The sequence below is a fragment of the Bradyrhizobium sp. LeoB3 genome, assembly GCF_055456055.1.
The window spans coordinates 14322-32525 of record NZ_JBVBEF010000083.1; the positions used below are offsets into that span (position 1 = coordinate 14322).

General features: G+C 64.1%; 12 protein-coding genes. 7 read left to right on the top strand and 5 right to left on the bottom strand.

Annotated elements, in window-relative coordinates:
• Positions 1 to 37 precede the first annotated feature (37 nt).
• The 3 genes from ACZXDY_RS34845 to ACZXDY_RS34855 all read left to right on the top strand — a co-directional run bounded on the left by ACZXDY_RS34845 (position 38) and on the right by ACZXDY_RS34855 (position 2314).
• A complete protein-coding gene (locus ACZXDY_RS34845) occupies positions 38 to 562 on the top strand; it encodes a DUF3124 domain-containing protein (protein WP_464348653.1) in 525 nt (174 codons plus the stop codon).
• 61 nt (positions 563 to 623) lie between these two features.
• Positions 624 to 1862, top strand: a complete 1239-nt coding sequence (locus ACZXDY_RS34850) for an aminotransferase-like domain-containing protein (RefSeq protein ID WP_464348645.1) — start codon at positions 624 to 626, stop codon at positions 1860 to 1862.
• Positions 1863 to 2101: 239 nt separating this feature from the next.
• On the top strand, positions 2102 to 2314 hold the full coding sequence (locus tag ACZXDY_RS34855) for a hypothetical protein (protein ID WP_464348646.1): 213 nt from the start codon (positions 2102 to 2104) through the stop codon (positions 2312 to 2314).
• A gap of 938 nt (positions 2315 to 3252) precedes the next feature.
• Here the strand turns inward: ACZXDY_RS34855 and ACZXDY_RS34860 are convergent.
• From ACZXDY_RS34860 to ACZXDY_RS34870, 3 genes are all read right to left on the bottom strand, one after another.
• Positions 3253 to 4833: an alkaline phosphatase D family protein gene (locus ACZXDY_RS34860; RefSeq protein WP_464348647.1), complete on the bottom strand. Its 1581-nt coding sequence runs from the start codon at positions 4831 to 4833 to the stop codon at positions 3253 to 3255.
• Positions 4834 to 5070: 237 nt separating this feature from the next.
• Positions 5071 to 5421, bottom strand: coding sequence for a hypothetical protein (locus ACZXDY_RS34865; RefSeq protein ID WP_035692994.1), 351 nt, complete (start codon positions 5419 to 5421; stop codon positions 5071 to 5073).
• 243 nt (positions 5422 to 5664) lie between these two features.
• Complete coding sequence (locus tag ACZXDY_RS34870; protein ID WP_464348648.1) at positions 5665 to 9135, bottom strand: indolepyruvate ferredoxin oxidoreductase family protein; 3471 nt, start codon at positions 9133 to 9135, stop codon at positions 5665 to 5667.
• Positions 9136 to 9327: 192 nt separating this feature from the next.
• Here ACZXDY_RS34870 and ACZXDY_RS34875 point away from each other — a divergent pair, with 192 nt between their 5' ends.
• Both ACZXDY_RS34875 and ACZXDY_RS34880 read left to right on the top strand, forming a co-directional pair.
• Entirely contained in the window at positions 9328 to 10128 is an 801-nt protein-coding gene (locus tag ACZXDY_RS34875) for an SDR family NAD(P)-dependent oxidoreductase (RefSeq protein WP_130226164.1), read from the top strand.
• 294 nt (positions 10129 to 10422) lie between these two features.
• Positions 10423 to 10647: a hypothetical protein gene (locus tag ACZXDY_RS34880; RefSeq protein WP_028169157.1), complete on the top strand. Its 225-nt coding sequence runs from the start codon at positions 10423 to 10425 to the stop codon at positions 10645 to 10647.
• Positions 10648 to 10736: 89 nt separating this feature from the next.
• Here the strand turns inward: ACZXDY_RS34880 and ACZXDY_RS34885 are convergent, their stop codons facing one another.
• Both ACZXDY_RS34885 and ACZXDY_RS34890 read right to left on the bottom strand, forming a co-directional pair.
• The gene (locus tag ACZXDY_RS34885; RefSeq protein ID WP_464348649.1) at positions 10737 to 13919 is read right to left on the bottom strand and encodes an efflux RND transporter permease subunit; all 3183 of its coding nucleotides are present in this window, start codon (positions 13917 to 13919) and stop codon (positions 10737 to 10739) included.
• Between the two features lie 243 nt (positions 13920 to 14162).
• Positions 14163 to 15410 carry an efflux RND transporter periplasmic adaptor subunit gene (locus tag ACZXDY_RS34890; protein ID WP_464348650.1) on the bottom strand — a complete coding sequence of 416 codons (1248 nt, stop codon included), beginning with the start codon at positions 15408 to 15410 and terminating at the stop codon, positions 14163 to 14165.
• Positions 15411 to 15512: 102 nt separating this feature from the next.
• On the opposite strand from ACZXDY_RS34890, the gene ACZXDY_RS34895 reads away from it, so the two are divergent.
• Both ACZXDY_RS34895 and ACZXDY_RS34900 read left to right on the top strand, forming a co-directional pair.
• A complete protein-coding gene (locus tag ACZXDY_RS34895; RefSeq protein ID WP_130226168.1) occupies positions 15513 to 16112 on the top strand; it encodes a TetR/AcrR family transcriptional regulator in 600 nt (199 codons plus the stop codon).
• A 93-nt stretch (positions 16113 to 16205) separates the two neighbouring features.
• Positions 16206 to 17930, top strand: coding sequence for a SulP family inorganic anion transporter (locus tag ACZXDY_RS34900; protein WP_464348651.1), 1725 nt, complete (start codon positions 16206 to 16208; stop codon positions 17928 to 17930).
• Positions 17931 to 18204 lie beyond the last annotated feature (274 nt).

Consider the following 18204-nt stretch of genomic DNA (forward strand, 5'->3'; position numbering starts at 1 on the left):
AGACCCAAGCACGGGGGTCAAACGAGCAATCTGTCACATCCGCGCCCTTAGCCTGTTTCTGGCGATTCTGGCATCGCTGACCGCATCCCGCCCCTCTGTGGCGCAAAGCGGCAGCATCGAGCAGGGTTTTGCGAGTTCGCTGACGGCTGTTCCCGCCGAGAATCTCGTCGTTTTCGGCTCTTTCTACGTCCCAGTCTATTCCAGTGTTTCGATGAGCCAAGGCAGGCTCAGGGCCGATTTCTCGGTGACATTGAGTGTCCACAACACCTCCGAGACCAAGCCCCTTGTATTGAAGCGGATCGCCTATTTCGACACCGAAGGCAAGCCGGTTGAAAGCTACCTCAAGGCGCCGATCGCGCTGAAGCCGTTCGCAACCATCGAGGTCTTCATCCCCACCTCCGACGTGCGCGGCGGCACCGGCGCCAATTTCGTGGTGGACTGGGCGGCAGCCGGCGAGATCGCCGAACCCGCTGTCGAAGCGCTGATGGTTGGCAGCGTCGGCCCGGGGCACTATGCCTTCATCAGCCAGGGACGACCGATCAGGATCGTCAGTAAGAACTAGCAAGAGGGCCATCGACTTTCTCCGGGCCTTCTCAACGACAACAACACGGGAGTGAATGTCCATGTCGTCAGCCCAATTCGATTTCGCGCCGCTGTTGCCCGCCGGCCTGCCGGCGCCGGCCGCCAAGTGGACCGGGCTTGCCAAGTACAGCTTTGTCGGCGGCAACAACGATCCGGACGGGGTTCCGGTCGACGGGCTGATCGAGGCGGTCAACGCGGTGCTGAGGCGCGAGGGCAAGGCGCTCGCGACCTATAACCTCGCCCACGGCCCGCAAGGGTATCGGCCCTTGCGCGAATTCCTGATCCATAAGCTCAAGCGCGATGCCGGCATCGACTGTACGGCCGATGACATCTTGATCGTCTCCGGCTCGCTGCAGGCGCTCGACCTCGTCAACCACACGCTGCTGGCGAAGGGCGACACCGTGCTGATCGAGCAGGAGACCTATCAGGGCTCGCTGAACCGGCTCACACGGCTCGGCATCAATGCCGTCGGCATTCCCCTCGACCAGGACGGCATCCGGATCGATGCGCTGGCTGCCGCGCTCGCCGACCACAAGCGGCGCGGCATCACGCCGAAATATATCTACACCATCCCGACCGTGCAGAACCCGACCGGCACGATCCTGCCCGAGAGCCGCCGCGCCGAGATGCTGAAGCTGTCGCGCGACTATGGCGTGCCGATCTTCGAGGACGATTGCTACGCCGACCTCACCTGGAGCGGCGAGCGTCCGCCCGCGATCTATGCCATGAGCCAGCACGGCGGCGTGATCCATATCGGCTCGTTCTCGAAATCGATCGCGCCCGCCTTGCGCGTCGGCTTCATCGTCGCGCCCTGGGAAGTGATGTCGCGGATGCTGGCGCTGAAGACCGATGCCGGCTCCGGCGCGCTGGAGCAGATGGTGCTCGCCGAATATTGCGCGCCGCATTTTGCGACCCATGTGCCGGAGCTGACGCGCGGCCTGCGTGCCAAGCTCGATACGCTGATGGAGGCGCTGAGCGAGCAGTTCGGCACCGTGGCGGAATTCGAAGAGCCGAAGGGCGGCATCTTTCTCTGGGTCAAGCTTCCGGATCATGTCGATACGCTCAAGCTTTACCGGGCGGCGCTCGCCGCCGGCGTCTCGATCAATCCGGGACCGGAATGGTCGACCAACAAGGCGTGGTCCGGCAGCCGGCTGCGGCTGTGCTTCGCGAGCCCCTCGCATCAGCAGATCCGCGAAGGCGTAGCCGTGCTCGCCGACGTCTGCCGTCGCGAATTCGGCGTGCCGACACGCAGCGGCAATATCGAACGCGCGCAAGGCTGAACGCATTCGCGTGGCGATGACCATCGGCCTCTGCCCGTCATTGCGAGGAGCGAAGCGACGAAGCAATCCATGCATCCGCGAACGTGGATAGATGGATTGCTTCGCTCCGCTCGCAATGACGGCCAAGGGTCTCATCAGCATGAGCGCAAGCTGAACAGTTGTTCAGGATTCTCCTGCAGTTCCTGCGGAACGTTTCCGCGGGAAGTGCCGTTTAGTTCAGGCACATGGAGGAGGACATCATGAAGAAACTTGCTTATGTCTTCGCAGCGCTCGGCGCGATTGCCGTTGCAGCTCCGTCGATCGCCAATGCAGAGACCGTCGTAATCAAGCGTGGCGACCATCATCATCACTGGCGCGGCGCCCACGCCGAGATGCGCGGGCCCGGCTGGCATCATCGCCATCACGACAAGGTGGTGATCATCAAGAAGCATCATCACAACTACGGCTACTGAGGCGTGAACAGAATGGCTCCGCAAGGGGCCATTCTTTTTTGCAGCGATCCTGCGTAGGATGGGTAGAGCGCAGCGAAACCCATCGCGATAGAGCAAGCCGCACGATGATGGGTTTCGCGCCGCTCTACCCATCCTACGATTCCCGCTGAACCTCGCACCGCTGTCGTCCCCGCGAAGGCGGGGACCCATAACCACAGGGGAGAGTTCTGATTCAGATTTCAAACAGCCGAGGGGATGTGAGTCCGCATTCTCGCGGCGTGAAATGCCCGAGGTTTGCATCGTTTCCGCCCTCCTCGATATCAGAGGGCGCAGGGAAAGCCGGGTGCTGGTTGCACCCGTGGGTCCCGTGCAACAAAAAGCACGGGGGTAGGACCACAGGTCAACCGAAGCATTCCGGCTTTCCCTGCGCGATGGTGTTACGGTTTCCTTCGCGCTCTCCCCGGTGACCGGGCTTTCTTGCCACCGTCATCTCTCGCACGAACTTCTTCGCGCAAAAAACTTAGCGCCAGCGTCGGGGCGCCAGGACCACACGACTTCGCCGTCCGTAATGCGCGCGCTCGTCAGTCACACCCATCGCGTCCACCGCATCTCACCGCAACGTTCGTGACGATCGCGAGCCGCCCCTCATCCGCCGTGAGACGCGCGGAGTTAAATCACTGATTTGCCCGACGGCGAAAGCGGAATATTTTTCGCGCAGGGGATGGACAGACTTTGGGCTGATTTGCCCGTCGAGTTGATTTGTCGCACCCAAAGCATCCACGTCGTCACTGCGAGCGGAGCGAAGCAATCCATAGCGCCACTTGTGGAGACGTGGATCGCTTCGCGGAGCCTGTCGTCGGGCGCGCGTTCGCGCGACCCGTTGGCTCGCAATCACAAGGGGCTGCAGCCGGAATGGATTCCGGGCTCGTCCTTCGGACGCCCCGGAATGACGGAGGGAGTCAGATGTGCTCTGCCATGATCTCGCCCGGCCGCGTATCCGGCCGTGGCTCGATATCGACCGACCAGAGATCGCGGTTGTCGACGTCCTTCAAGGTCACCGTCATCACCCCGGTCGCACCATCGATGTCGACGCGGCCGAAGAATTGCAGGCCGAAGCAGGGAGCGAGGTTGTCGCCCTGCTCCGCGCTGCAGCCTTTCTGATACATCGCTTTGGGGCCGAAAGTGTTGTCGAGCACGCCCGGCGACCAGGTGCCGGCGTGCAGCGGGCCGGAGACGAATTCCCAGAACGGCTCGAAATCCTGGAAGACCGCACGGTTCGGGTCGTAATGATGGGCCGCGGTGTAGTGCATGTCGGCGGTGAGCCAGACCGTGTTGCGGATGCTGGCACGCTTCATGAACGACAGGAGATCAGCGATCTCGTGCTCGCGCCGCTCCGGCGGGCCGTCGCCGAGCGCGACCGCATCCAGGCTGATGAGGCCGATCGGCAAGTCCGCGGCGATCACCTTCCAGGTGGCGCTGGAGGCGACCAGCTCGCGCTTTAGCCAGGCGAGCTGCGCCTTGCCAAGGATGAAGCTGTCGCTGTTGCCATCGCCTTTATTCCACGTGGAATCGCGGTAAGAGCGCATGTCGATGAGGAACACGTCGAGCAGCGAACCATAGGCGATCCTGCGATAGACGCGGCCGTCCTGCGCGAGAGTAGTGCGCATCGGCATGAATTCGTGAAACGCGCGCCGCGCACGCGCCACCAGACGCGAAGAGCCGTCCTCGGCATAGCCGGTCTCATCAGCGCTGCCGATCGGCGACCAGTCGTCGGCGACCTCGTGGTCGTCCCATTGTGCGAACGTCGGCACTTCCGCATGGAAGGCGCGGAAGTTTGCGTCACACCAATTGTATTTGTAGTTGCCGCGAAATTGCGCGAGGCTCCTGGCGACCGCCGACTTCTCTTCGGTGACGATGTTACGCCAGAGCGTGCCGTCCGGCAGCCGCAACTCAGATGGCACCGGGCAATCGGCGTAGATGTGGTCGCCGGAATGAATGAAGAAGTCGGGACGGTTCGCCAGCATCGTGCCGTAGCTGCGCAGGCCGCCGCGGGAGGGATCGATGCCCCAACCCTGCCCCACCGTATCGCCGGACCAGACGAAGGAGATCGATTGGCGCGTCATCGGTGCCGTGCGGAAACGGCCGCCCCTCGCCTCGCCCGCAAGCCCATCGGACGATTCAAAGCGCACCCGATAGAAAATGTCCTGTCCCGGCGGCAGGCCGTCGATGAGGAGCTTTGCGGTGAAGTCGGTTGAAGGCAGCGCGTCGCTTGAGGCCGCGCGCAAAATGGTCTTGAAATTCTCGTCGGCTGCGCATTCCACCTGCATCCGCGCGGCACGATCGACACGCGACCAGATCACAGCGGCATCATCAGAGACGTCACCGGATTGAATCCCGCACCGAAGCTTCGGGCGATCGGCGGCGCGGCTGAGATAGGGCTTTGCGAGAGTGCCGAGACTTGCGAGTGCGGCGGTCGAGCCTGACCGGATCAGAAACTGGCGTCGGGTCAGGCCGCGCCTGGCGCGTGTCGCAATCGCCATGGGCAGGATCTCCGTCGAATCGCGACGAAGGTTGCCTGCGCTGCTTGACTCCCAGCCTACGGTTTTACGACAGGTGGATGACTCGTACTAACCGCACTACCTCGTCATGCCCGGGCTCGTCCCGGGCATCCACCTCTTGCAGACGCGCAAGCGGTTCGTGGATGGCCGGGTCAAGCCCGGCCATGACGGAGAATGTGTGCGCCAGTGGTGCTCTTAAGACTTTGTCGGGCGCGCCCGTCAGCGCCAGTTGCAGATGCCGCCGGAGCGGCAGGGCCAGGTCTGGATGCGGGTGTCGCGGGCCTGGGCGTCGAGCGGGTTGCCGTGGCGGCGGGCAAGCTTGGCGCGGGCGGGAACGCGCCGCTCGGTGCGCACCGACCGCTCAGGCACAGGCGCAGCACGCGCGGCCCTGACCCTTTTCGTCTCTACCGGCTTCGGTTCCGCGACCACGTGTGCAGCATCATTGTGATCGCTTTTGGCTTCGACGGGAACCGGTGCGAACTCCGTCGGCGGACCGAGCCGCTTAGGCGACAGCACGGCCTTGGAGAGGTCGAGATTGAAATAGTCGCCGGGGCGATAATCGTCCGCCATCGCCGGGACGCTCAGGACCAGGGCGGCGGTGGCAACGGCGGCCAGAACTGCATTTCTGGAGCTCACCGAACGCCTCCGAAATGACTCCAAGTGGACACGCCCATCATGTAGGAAGCCGGCCGGACAATTCCAGCCGATCCTGTGGGCACGGTTACCGATCAACGAAAACAATGGCCGCAGGTTGCTTCCTGCGGCCCAAGAATAGGCTCAAGAATCAGCCCAAGCACCGGACCGGATCGGAACCTACTCGGCCGCCTGCGCGACCGGCTGACCGATCGCAGCTTCGAGCCGCTGGCACTCCTGGCGATAGCGAGCGACGTTCGCTTCCTTGACGTGGCCGTAGCCGCGTACCAACTCCGCAGCCTTCGCCAGCGCCACCAAGCGCGGCAAATCGAGCGGCTTGTTGCCGAGATGGCGCAGGATCATCGCCGAATATTCGCCCGGCAGCGCCCGCTCCATCCGCCGCTCGGCGGTGTAGCCGAAGATATCGAGCGCGGAACCACGCAAGCGTTTCAGCCGCGCCAGCAGCCTGAACGCGCTGAACACCCAGGGCCCGAACTCGCGCTTCTGCAGATGTCCGGTGACCTTGTCGCGACGCGCGAACAGCGGCGGGGCGAGCAGCACCTTCAACCCGGGCTCGCCGTCGAACTGCTCCTTCAACGCCCTCGCGAATTCGCCATCGGTATAGAGCCGCGCGACCTCGTACTCGTCCTTGTAGGCCATCAGCTTGAACAGGCCTTTTGCAAACGCCTCCGTCAGCTCATGTGAGCCGGGGGCCGCTGCCGTCTCGGCGGCCCGCACCCGCGCGACGTCGGCGAGGTAACGCTGCGAATAGGCCTCGTCCTGATAGTCGGCGAGGAACTTGGCGCGGAAGGCGATGATCTCGTCGAGCGTGCGCCGTGCCGGCGCCGCGCTCGACGTTTTGAAGCGCGCGGCGCTGACGACGCGCGCCAGGTCGTGCGCGGCGAGCCGGCCCCATGAGAAGGCCATCTTGTTCATCTCGACGGCGGCGCCGTTCAGCTCGATCGCCTTCATCAGCGCCTCCAGCGACATCGGCACCGCGCCGCGCTGGAAGGCGAAGCCGAGCAGGAAGGCGTTGGTGGCGATGCTGTCGCCCATCAGCGCGGTGGCAAGGCCGGTGGCGTCGAGGATGTCGAGGTCGGACGAGGTGACGGCCCCGCTCAGCGTGTCACGCATCGCGCCCGCCTCGAAATCGAGGTCGGGATTCATCACGAAGCTCGCGGTCGGCAGCAGGTCGGCATTGACGATCGCGCGCGTCACGCCGCGTTCGGCCCGGCTGAGCGCCGCGACGCTGGTCGCGACCACGATGTCGCAGCCGAGGATCAGATTGGCGCCGCCCGCGGCGATGCGGACGCTGGCGAGATCCTCCGCACGCGGCGCAAGGCGGACATGGCTCATGACCGCGCCGTTCTTCTGCGACAGGCCGGTGAAATCGAGCGTCGAGCAGGCGAGCCCTTCGACATGGGCGGCCATGCCGAGCAGCGCGCCGATGGTGATGACGCCGGTGCCGCCGATACCGGTGACGAGAATATTGTAGGGGCCGGACAGCGCCTGCGGCTTCGGCGTCGGCAAATCCTTAAACAGTGCCGACGGATCGGTAGCGGTGCGGTCGGCCTTGCGCAGCTTGGGATTGTGGACGGTGACGAAGCTCGGGCAGAAGCCCTCGATGCAGGAGAAATCCTTGTTGCAGTTGGACTGGTCGATGCGGCGCTTGCGGCCGAACTCGGTCTCGAGCGGTTGCACCGAGACGCAGTTCGACTGCACCGAGCAATCGCCGCAGCCCTCGCAGACGCGCTCGTTGATGAAGACGCGCTTGGGCGGATCGGGATAGAGCCCGCGCTTGCGGCGACGGCGCTTCTCGGCCGCGCAGGTCTGGTCGTAGATCAGGACCGTGAGGCCGGCGATGTCGCGGAGCTCGCGCTGTACGGCGTCGAGCTCGCGGCGGTGATGGATGGTGGCCCCAGTGGGGAAATAGTTGGCCGGATATTTGGTCGGATCATCGGAGACGATGGCGATGCGCTTGGTGCCTTCGGCGGCGACCTGGTGCGCGATCTGCGACACCGTGAAGCTACCCTCCGCGGGCTGGCCACCGGTCATCGCGACCGCATCATTATAGAGGATCTTGTAGGTGATGTTGACGCCGGCGGCGGCCGCGGCGCGCAGTGCGAGCAGGCCTGAATGGGTGTAGGTGCCGTCGCCGAGATTCTGGAAGACGTGCTTCTCGTCGGTGAACGGCGCCTGCCCGATCCAGGCCACGCCCTCGGCGCCCATATGCGAGATGGTGGCGGTGCGGCGCGCCGGGATCGACAGCGCCATGCCGTGACAGCCGATGCCGGCCATGGCGCGGCTGCCTTCCGGGATCTTGGTCGAGGTGTTGTGCGGACAGCCCGAGCAGAAATAGGGCGTGCGCTGCAGTTTTGCGGCGCCGATGCCCTCGGCCGGCCGATCGAAGGCCTCCAGCTTGGCGAGGCGTTGCTCCAGCATCGGACTGCGATGGCCGAGCCTGCGCAGCCGCGCGACGACAGCGGCAGCGACCATGGTCGGCGTCAACTCCCCTTCGCTCGGCAGCAGCACCGCGCCGCTCTCATCGCGCTTGCCGACCACCGACGGCCGCCTGGAAGCATCCACATTGTAGAGGATGCGGATGAGCTGGTCCTCGATGAAGCCACGCTTCTCCTCGACCACGAGCACGTCCTGCAATCCTTCGGCAAAGGCGCGGGCGCCGGATTCCTCCAGCGGCCATGTCAGCGCGACCTTGTAGATGCGAAGGCCCAAGGCTTGCGCCTCGGCGTCTGATATGCCGAGCTCGGCGAGCGCCTGGCGCAGATCGAGATAGGCCTTGCCGGTCGCCATGATGCCGAGCCGCGCCGGCTTGGAGTCGAGCACGATGCGATCGAAGCGGTTGGCGCGGGCAAAGGCGGCGACGGCCTGCATCTTCGAGCCGTGCAGGCGGCGCTCCTGTTCGAGCGGCGCATCCGGCCAGCGAATGGAAAGGCCATCCGGCGGCATCTCGAAATCATCCGGCGTGATGATCCGGATGCGGTCGGGATCGCTGATGATCGAGGCCGAGCTCTCCACCGTCTCAGAGATCGCCTTGAAGCCGACCCAGCAGCCGCTGTAGCGCGACAAGGCGAAGCCAAGGATGCCGAGGTCGAGATAGTCCTGCAGCGTGGCCGGATTGACGACCGGCATCAGCGCCGATGCGAACACCTGCTCGCTCTGATGCGCCAGCGTCGAGGACTGGCAGCCATGGTCGTCGCCGGCGAGCGCGATCACGCCACCGTTCTTTGACGTGCCGGCGGAATTGGCGTGCTTCAGCGCATCGAGCGAGCGGTCGACGCCGGGTCCCTTGCCGTACCAGATGCCGAACACGCCATCGACCTTGGCGCCCGGAAACATGCCGACCTGCTGGCTGCCCCACACCGCAGTCGCGGCCAGATCCTCGTTGAGGCCAGGGACGAAGGCGATGTCGTGCTGCTTGAGGAAAGATTTCGCCCGCCACAATGTGTGGTCGTACATACCGAGCGGCGAGCCGCGGTAGCCGGAGATGAAACCCGCTGTGGTGAGTCCCTGCGCACGATCGCGTTCGCGCTGCAGCATGGGAAGCCGCACCAGCGCCTGGGTACCGGAAAGAAAGATGCGTTTGACGTCCAACCGGTACTTGTCGTCCAGGCCAACTTCCATCAGCGACATGCTTCGCTCCCCGTTCGTGCAAGCTTTTTATGGCTGCATAAAATGCACCGTTTTGCTATGCGTTGAAGGGCCTGCATTCATGGCCTGACAGCATATCTCCCGCCCCCTTGCCGGCCCCGCGCATCTTTGAAACGCTATCGTCAACGGGGAGAACCCCGATGGACAAGAACGAAAAGCGGGAGTGAAGCAGAGATGCGCCTTCAAGATCGTGTCGCCATCGTCGTCGGCGCCGGCCAGAGTCCCGGCGAGGGCATCGGCAACGGCCGCGCCACCGCCCTCACTTTCGCGCGCGAGGGCGCCAAGGTGCTGTGCGTCGACCACCATTTGGATTCGGCGCAGGAGACCGTCGACATGATCGCGGCGAAGGGCGGCACCGCTGTCGCCTTCAAGGCCGACGTGACGAAGAACGCCGAGATCAAAGCGATGGTGGCGGACGCGCATCGGCGCTGGGGCAAGGTCGATATCCTGCACAACAATGTCGGCGTCAGCCTCGCAGGCGGCGATGCCGAACTGCTTGAGATCAGCGAAGAGGCGTTCGACCGCTGCGTCGCGATCAACCTCAAGAGCTGCATCCTCGCCGCCAAGCATGTGATCCCGATCATGCGCGCGCAGAATAGCGGCGCCATCATCAATATCTCCTCGATGGCGGCGATCACGACCTACCCTTACGTCGCTTACAAGGCGACGAAATCGGCGATGATCGCCTTCACCGAACAGCTTGCCTATCAGAACGCGCAATACGGCATTCGCGCCAATGTGATCCTGCCCGGCCTGATGAACACGCCGATGGCGGTCGACACCCGCGCCCGCGAATTCAACAAGAGCCGCGCGGAAGTCGAGGCCGAGCGCGACAGCAAGGTGCCGCTGCGCCAGAAGATGGGCACCGGCTGGGACGTCGCCAACGCCGCGCTGTTTCTGGCGTCAGATGAAGCGAGCTTTATTACCGGAGTAACCTTGCCTGTGGATGGCGGCGCCAGCGTCCGGCGCGGCTGATCGCGAAAGGCGCGTAGCCCGGGTGAAGCGCCAGCGTAACCCGGGACCGCTTGCGAATGCGGGCGCAGGATGCCCCGGGTTACGCTGCGCTGCACCCGGGCTGCACGTCAGAAGTGCTGCTGTATCACCTGGTTAAGATTCAATGGATGGCTTGAAAATATTGAAGAATTCCAGCCACACGATGATGTGACGGTCTATCCCCGTAATTCGAAATCCTGACTCGTTCTGGTCGCATGTTCTTCACGAGGGCTGGGTAATACGCGCCCCGTCGATGGTTAACGAATCCGAGGGACCATGAACGACGAATTCGACTACGAGCTGACAACCGATCAGTGGGAAGTTCTCAAGGCGTTGCGTGCACCTGCAGCAAACCCTTCGAGGATAAGCAGGTTTGCGGTCGATAGCCTGATCACGCTGGGGCTCGCCGCGATGCGGGGCGATTCGCTGGCGTTAACGCCTGCCGGACGCAAGGTGCTGGTGCGCGGCTCGTCGAAACTGCTGCAGGACCTCGCCGCTTGAGGTGAGGACCGCAGCGGGATGATTTTTCCTCGAAACCATCCCGCTTCATCTTTTTGTAATGCGTGATCACGCTCCGGGCCCGCGCGGCGTCATGCCGCGTGGGCCTTTGTTGGAATGGTCGCTTCGCCGTGATGCGTCAGCGGCTTCATGCCGGTGGCGCTGCGGAGCAACACATAGAAGACCGGCGTCAGGAACAGACCGAAGATCGTGACACCGATCATGCCGGAGAACACTGCGACGCCCATCGCGCGACGCATCTCCGAGCCGGCGCCGGTCGAGAGCACCAGCGGCAGCACGCCCATGATGAACGCCATCGACGTCATCAGGATCGGGCGAAGCCGCAAGCGGCTCGCCTCGATCGCGGCGCGGATCGGCGAACGGCCGGCGAATTCCAACTCGCGCGCGAACTCGACGATCAGGATCGCGTTCTTCGCCGACAATCCCACCAGCACGATCAAGCCGATCTGGGTGAAGATGTTGTTGTCGCCGCCGGAGAGCCAGACGCCGAACATCGCAGCCAACAGTCCCATCGGCACGATCATGAGGATCGCGAGCGGCAGCGTCAGGCTTTCATAGAGCGCAGCCAGCACCAGGAAGACCAGCAGGATCGCGAGCGGGAAGACCCAGAGGCCGGAATTGCCGGCGATGAACTCCTGATAGGTCAGGTCGGTCCATTCGAAGGCAAAGCCCGGCGGCAGCACTTCGGCGGCGATCCGCGTCGCCGCTTCCTGCGCCTGGCCGGACGAATAGCCGGGCGCCGCAGCGGCGTTGATGTCCGACGACAAAAAGCCGTTGTAGCGGATCGCGCGCTCTGGCCCTGCGCTCTGGCGGATCTTCAGCAGCGCCGATAGCGGCACCATGTCGCCGGAGGCCGAACGCACCTTCAACTGCCTGATGTCGTCGGCGCGGGCGCGGAACGGCGCGTCGGCCTGGACATAGACTGAGTACGTACGACCGAATTTGTTGAAGTCGTTGACGTAGTACGAGCCCAAATAGATTTGGAGCGTGTTGAACACCTCCGTCACGGGCACGCCGAGCTGCAGCGCCTTGGTGCGGTCGATGTCGGCATAGAGCTGGGGAACGTTGACCTGGAAGCTCGAGAACAGGCCGGCGATCTCCGGCGCCTTCGACATCGCCGCCATGAACGCCTTGGTCGCCTCGTTGAGCGCGTCATAGCCGAGGCCAGCGCGATCCTCGATCTGCAGCTTGAAGCCGCCGATGGTGCCGAGACCGTTGACCGGCGGCGGCGGGAACATCGCGATGAAGGCTTCCTGGATGCCGGCATATTTCTTGTTGAGCTCGGCGGCGATCGCATTGCCGCTGAGCGAAGCGTCCTTGCGCTCGTCGAACGGCTTCAGCGTCGAGAACACGATGCCGGCGTTGGAGGAGTTGGTGAAGCCGGAGATCGACAGACCCGGGAACGCCACCGAGCTTTCGACGCCGGGCTGCGTCAGCGCGATGTCGCTCATCTTGCGGATGACCTCCTCGGTGCGATCCAGCGTCGCGCCGTCGGGCAGCCGCGCGAAGCCGACCAGATACTGCTTGTCCTGGCCGGGAACGAAGCCGCTCGGCACCTGCTTGAACAGCACGGCGGTGACGCCGATCAGGAGCACATAGACGCCCATCACGGCGGTCTTGCCGAAGATCACCTTGGTGACGCTGCGGCCGTAATTCTCCGAGGAGCGCGTGAAGACGCGGTTGAAGCCCCGGAAGAACCAGCCCAGCCCCTTGTCCATGATCAGCGTCAGCCTGTCCTTGGGCTCGTGATGGCCCTTCAGCAGCAGCGCCGAGAGCGCCGGCGACAGTGTCAGCGAGTTGATCGCCGAGATCACGGTGGAGATCGCGATCGTCAACGCGAACTGCTTGTAGAACTGCCCGGTGAGGCCGGAGATAAAGGCGAGCGGCACGAACACCGCGATCAGGACCAGCGCGATCGCGATGATCGGGCCGGACACTTCCTTCATCGCCTGGTAGGTGGCCTCCCGCGGCGACAAGCCGGACTCGATATTGCGTTCGACGTTCTCGACCACGACGATGGCGTCGTCGACGACGATGCCGATCGCGAGCACCAGGCCGAACAGGCTGAGCGCATTGATGGAGAAGCCGAACACATGCATCACCGCGAAGGTGCCGACGATCGACACCGGCACCGCGAGCAGCGGAATGATCGAGGCGCGCCAGGTCTGCAGGAACAGGATGACCACCAGCACGACCAGCACGATCGCTTCTAAGAGCGTGTGCACCACCGCCTCGATCGAGGAACGCACGAACTGCGTGGGATCGTAGACGATCTTGAAGTCGACGCCATCGGGCATGTTCTTCTTGATCTCGGCCATGGTGGCGCGGACCTTGGTGGAGATATCGAGGGCGTTGGAGCCGGGCGCCTGGTTGATCGGGATCGCGACCGCCTGCTTGTTGTCGAGCAGGGAGCGCAGGCCATATTCGGAAGCCCCTAACTCAATGCGCGCGACGTCACGCAGCCGTACCACCTCGCCGCGCGCGCCGGTCTTCACCACGATCTCACCGAACTGCTCTTCGCTGGCGAGCCGGCCCTCGGCGTTGACGGAAAGCTGCAGGTCGATGCCCTTGACGCTGGGCGAGGAGCCGACCACGCCGGCGGCGGCTTCGACATTCTGCGCCTGGATCGCCCTGACGATATCGCTCGCGGTCAGGCCGTGCTCGGCGGCCTTCTGCGGATCGACCCAGACCCGCATCGAATAGTCGCCGGCGCCATAGAGCTGGACGTCGCCGACGCCGTCGATCCGCGCCAGCCGGTCCTTGACATTGAGCACTGCGTAGTTGCGCAAATACGTCATGTCGTAGCGGCTGTTCGGCGACAACAGATGCACCACCATGGTGAGGTCGGGCGAGCTCTTCTTGGTGATGATGCCGAGCTGGCGCACCACCGCCGGCAGGCGCGGCTCGGCCTGCTGCACGCGGTTCTGCACGAGCTGCGTCGCCTTGTCGGGGTCGGTGCCGAGGCGGAAGGTCACCGTCAGCGTCATCGCGCCGTCGGTGGTCGCCTGGCTGCTCATATAGAGCATGTTCTCGACGCCGTTGATCTGCTCCTCGATCGGGGTCGCGACCGTTTCCGCGATCACCTTCGGATTGGCGCCGGGATAGGTGGCGCGCACCACGACCGAAGGCGGCACAACATCGGGATATTCCGAGATCGGCATCGCAAGCAGCGAGATCAGGCCGGCGAGGAAAATCAGGACCGACAGCACGCCTGCAAAGATCGGGCGGTCGATGAAAAATTTCGAGAGATTCATGGGTGTGCCCCCGCCTGTGCGGAGCCTTCCAATGCGATCAATTCAGGAGTTGGGGAGTTTCTCCTTCTCCCCGCACGCGGGGAGAAGGTCGGGATGAGGGGAGCTTCCGCAAACACGGTGAGAGATAGACTCGTGGAGAGGTTCCCCCTCACCCGGATCGCATCTTCGATGCGATCCGACCTCTCCCCGCAAGCGGGGCGAGGTGGAGTCCGGCGGATCGATCGAGCGCCAAGTCATCAGGCATCACTGCTGCGCCAGATGCTGATTGTTGCTATCGGCAGCGGCCTGCTGGGTGCCCCGCGCGCCCATTTCGGCGATCTCCAATTTCAGGAGAGCGCCGGGGCGCACGCGCTGCAGGCCATTGACGACGATGCGCTCGCCCGCCTTCAGGCCCGAGGTGACGATACGCAGGCCGTCGACGGTGCCGCCGAGCGCGACCGGACGGTAGACTGCGCGGCTATCCTCGCCGACCACCATCACGAATTTCTTGTCCTGGTCGGTGCCGATCGCGCGCTCATCAACCAGCACAAGCGTCTGCTTCTGCGGCTGGCCCATGCGCACGCGGGCGAACTGACCCGGGATCAGGCGGCCGTCTTCATTGCGGAACACCGCCCGCACGCGGATGGTGCCGCTCTGGCCGTTGACCTGGTTGTCGATGAGCTGGATATGCCCTTTGGCGGTGGTGCCGCCGGACGTCGTCATCTCCACCGGGATCCGGTCGAGATTGCCGCGCGTGCCGGAGGCATCTGCGATCGAGTTCAGCGCGCGCAGCACCACCTCTTCGTCGGCGTCGAAGCTGGCATAGATCGGATTGACCGAGACCAGCGAGGTCAACACCGGCGACGCGGTACCGGCGGCGACGAGATTGCCGACGGTGACCTCGAACTTACCGACGCGACCGTCCACGGGCGCGCGCACCTCGGTATAGTCGAGATTGAGCTTAGCGGTTTGCAGCGTCGCCTCGGCGGCCTTGACGTTGGCAATCGCTTCGCGATTGGCATTGTCGCGCTGGTCATAGTCGCGCCGCGTCACGACGGCGTTGCCGACGAGCTGCGCGCCGCGCTCGAGTTCGCTGGTCGTGAACACCACGCGCGCTTTGGCGGCCTCGAGCTGCGCCTTGGCCTTGTCGACCTCGGCGGCGTAAGGCGCGGGATCGATCTTGAACAGGACGTCACCGGCCTTCACCAGCGAGCCCTCGGTGAAGTTGGTCGAAAGGATCGCTCCGGCGACACGCGGCCGGACCTCGACACGGTCGATGGCCTCGAGGCGGCCGGAGAAATCGTCCCACAGATTGGCCTGTCGGGGCTCGATGGCCGCGACCGTCACGGCGACGGCCTGCTCCGGTGCGGCGGCTGCACTGGTCGCCTGCGCGGCATAAAAATAGCGGCCGGAAAGGACCGATCCGGCCGCCACGACGGCGCCAACGATCACAATACCGCCAACGATGCGTCGGAATCGGCCAGAACGGGGGGTAATACGGGCGGGGGGCATTTGCGCGCTCCATAATGTAGTGAGCGCTACAAATGTGGATCTGGACGCCGGTCCGCAAGATACTTATGTAGCGCATGTTAAGAAATTTTCAGGGAGCACGCAATGGCGATGGGCAGGCCCCGGGCGTTCGACGCCGACGCGGCGCTGGACCAGGCGATGGAAGTGTTCTGGCGGCACGGCTATGAGGGCGCGACGATCGCGCAACTCACTGAAGTCATGGGCATAAATCCGCCGAGCCTGTACGCGGCCTTCGGCAGCAAAGAGGGCCTGTTGAAGGCTGCGCTCGATCGTTATAGCGCCAAACGGGCCTGCTGGATGGAAGAAATCGTGAGCGCGCCGACCGCCCGCGGGGTGGCCGAGCGCATGCTGATGGGCACCGCCGATACCCAGACCGACCCGGCCAACCCACCCGGCTGCCTGCTGGTCCAGGGCGGTCTTGCCTGCGGCACCGGCTCGGCAAACGTTCCATTCGAACTCGCCGCCCATCGGGCGCAGACCGAAAACCAGCTCCGCGAGCGCTTCGTCAGGGCGAAGGCCGAGGGCGACCTGAAGGAAACCGCTGACCCCGCCGCGCTCGCGCGCTATCTCTCCGCAGTCATCGCCGGCATGGGCGTGATGGCCTCGTCGGGCGCCGACCGCGAGGCACTGCGGCAGGTCGCCGCGGTATCGGTGAAGGCGTTCGAGGAGCAGAGTAATTCGTAAGTCGCCTGCCCCGCTCCGTCCGCCCAGCTTGAACCTCTGCCCGGTTTGATCCGAGAATGGTGCGAGCCCGACCGGGTTGGGGAGTGACCGGCAATGAAGCATTGGAGCCGCTGGCTGCCAGGTCTCGACGCCATCCGTCGATATGAAGCGGCGTCGCTCCGCCATGATGTCTTCGCCGGGCTCGTGCTGGCGACCATGCTGGTCCCGGTTGGGATTGCCTACGCGAAAGCATCGGGCTTGCCTGGCATCTACGGTCTGTACGCAACGATCGTACCGCTGCTGGTCTACGCGTTGTTCGGGCCCAGCCGCATCCTTGTGCTGGGACCGGACTCGGCTCTCGCAGCCGTCATCCTCGGCGTCGTCGTTCCGCTGTCGGGTGGCGATCCTCTGCGCGCCGCAACCTTGGCCGGCGCAATGGCGATCGTATCCGGGACGGTATGCATTCTGGCAGGCATTGCGCGTCTGGGTTTTGTGACCGAGCTTCTCTCCAAGCCGATACGCTACGGTTACATGAACGGAATTGCCCTGACCGTGTTGGTCAGCCAACTGCCAAAGCTGTTCGGTTTCTCCATCGAGAGCGAGGGACCGTTGCGGAGCTTGTGGGCAATCGCCGATGCGATCCTCGACGGCAAGACCAACTGGATCGCGTTCGGGATTGGACTCGGCAGCTTGATCATTATTCTCCTGCTCCGGAACAACAAGCGTCTGCCAGGTGTCCTGATTGCAGTGGTCGCGGCGACGGTCATCGTCGGTGCGCTGGGTCTCGGACCGCATTACGGCGTCACCGTTCTGGGTCCTCTTCCGCAGGGATTGCCGGGCTTCGCCGTTCCCCTGATCGGCACCAATGACATAGTGCCGGTCGTGCTCGGCGGCTCTGCCGTCGCGCTGATATCGTTCGCCGACACCAGCGTGCTTTCGCGCGCCTTTGCGGCACGATTGGGCACGCACGCCGATCCCAACCAGGAGATGGTGGGGCTTGGCGCCGCCAATCTGGCAGCCGGCTTTTTCCAGGGCTTTCCGATCAGCAGCAGCAGTTCGCGCACGCCGGTTGCCGAAGCCGCCGGCGCCCGCACCCAACTGACTTGTGTCGTCGGCGCGCTGGCCATCGCCCTTCTGCTGCTGGTAGCGCCAAACCTGCTTCAGCATTTACCCAACGCCGCGCTCGCCGCCGTCGTCATCGCCGCCGCGATCGGGTTGTTCGAGGTCACCGACCTCAAACGGATCTATCGCATCCAGCAATGGGAGTTCTGGCTGTCGATCGTCTGCTTTGTCGGTGTGGCCGCGCTCGGGGTGATTCCGGGAATTGGCCTCGCCATCGCCATCGCCATCGCCGAGTTTCTATGGGACGGGTGGCGCCCGCACTCGGCCGTGTTGGGCCGCGCCGACCGCGTCAAAGGTTATCACGACATCACCAGATATCCGGATGCACGCCAGGTCCCGGGGCTGGTGCTGTTTCGGTGGGACGCGCCTTTGTTCTTCGCCAACGCCGAATTCTTCAACGAGCGCATTATGGACGCGGTGGCGAAATCACCGACGCCCGTGCGCTGGCTGGTCGTTGCCGCCGAGCCGGTCACCAGCGTGGACGTCACCGCCGGCGATACACTTGCCCAGTTGGACGAGACACTACACGCGCGGGGTATCGAGCTTCGCTTTGCCGAACTCAAGGATCCCGTAAAGGACAAGCTGAAGAAATTCGGATTACTGGCGCAGCTTGGTGAGGACAGCTTCTTCCCGACCGTCGGCGCCGCCGTTTCCACCTATCTGGAGATCAACAATGATGTTGAATGGGAGGATTGGGAGGACCAAGACGGCCGCTAGGGTTGTGTACTCATAGGCGTACACGTCAGCTTCGTTCGGCCAAGCGGAAATCTTATGATCAGTCGGAGCATTACCGCTCATGGTGGAGTCGAGATGTGGCGCGGTGGCTTTAGGCTACACATATCTGTTCCCGCCCCTTTCGTCTGGCGGTGCCTTAGTGGTGTAGCCGTGACTCCGTTTCCACATCCCGCTCGTCGAACCGGACAGGCAGATCTCCCGCATCCGGCTCTCGGACAAGACCTCACGCCTTCGCCCACGGCCGGTCGCGGCCAAG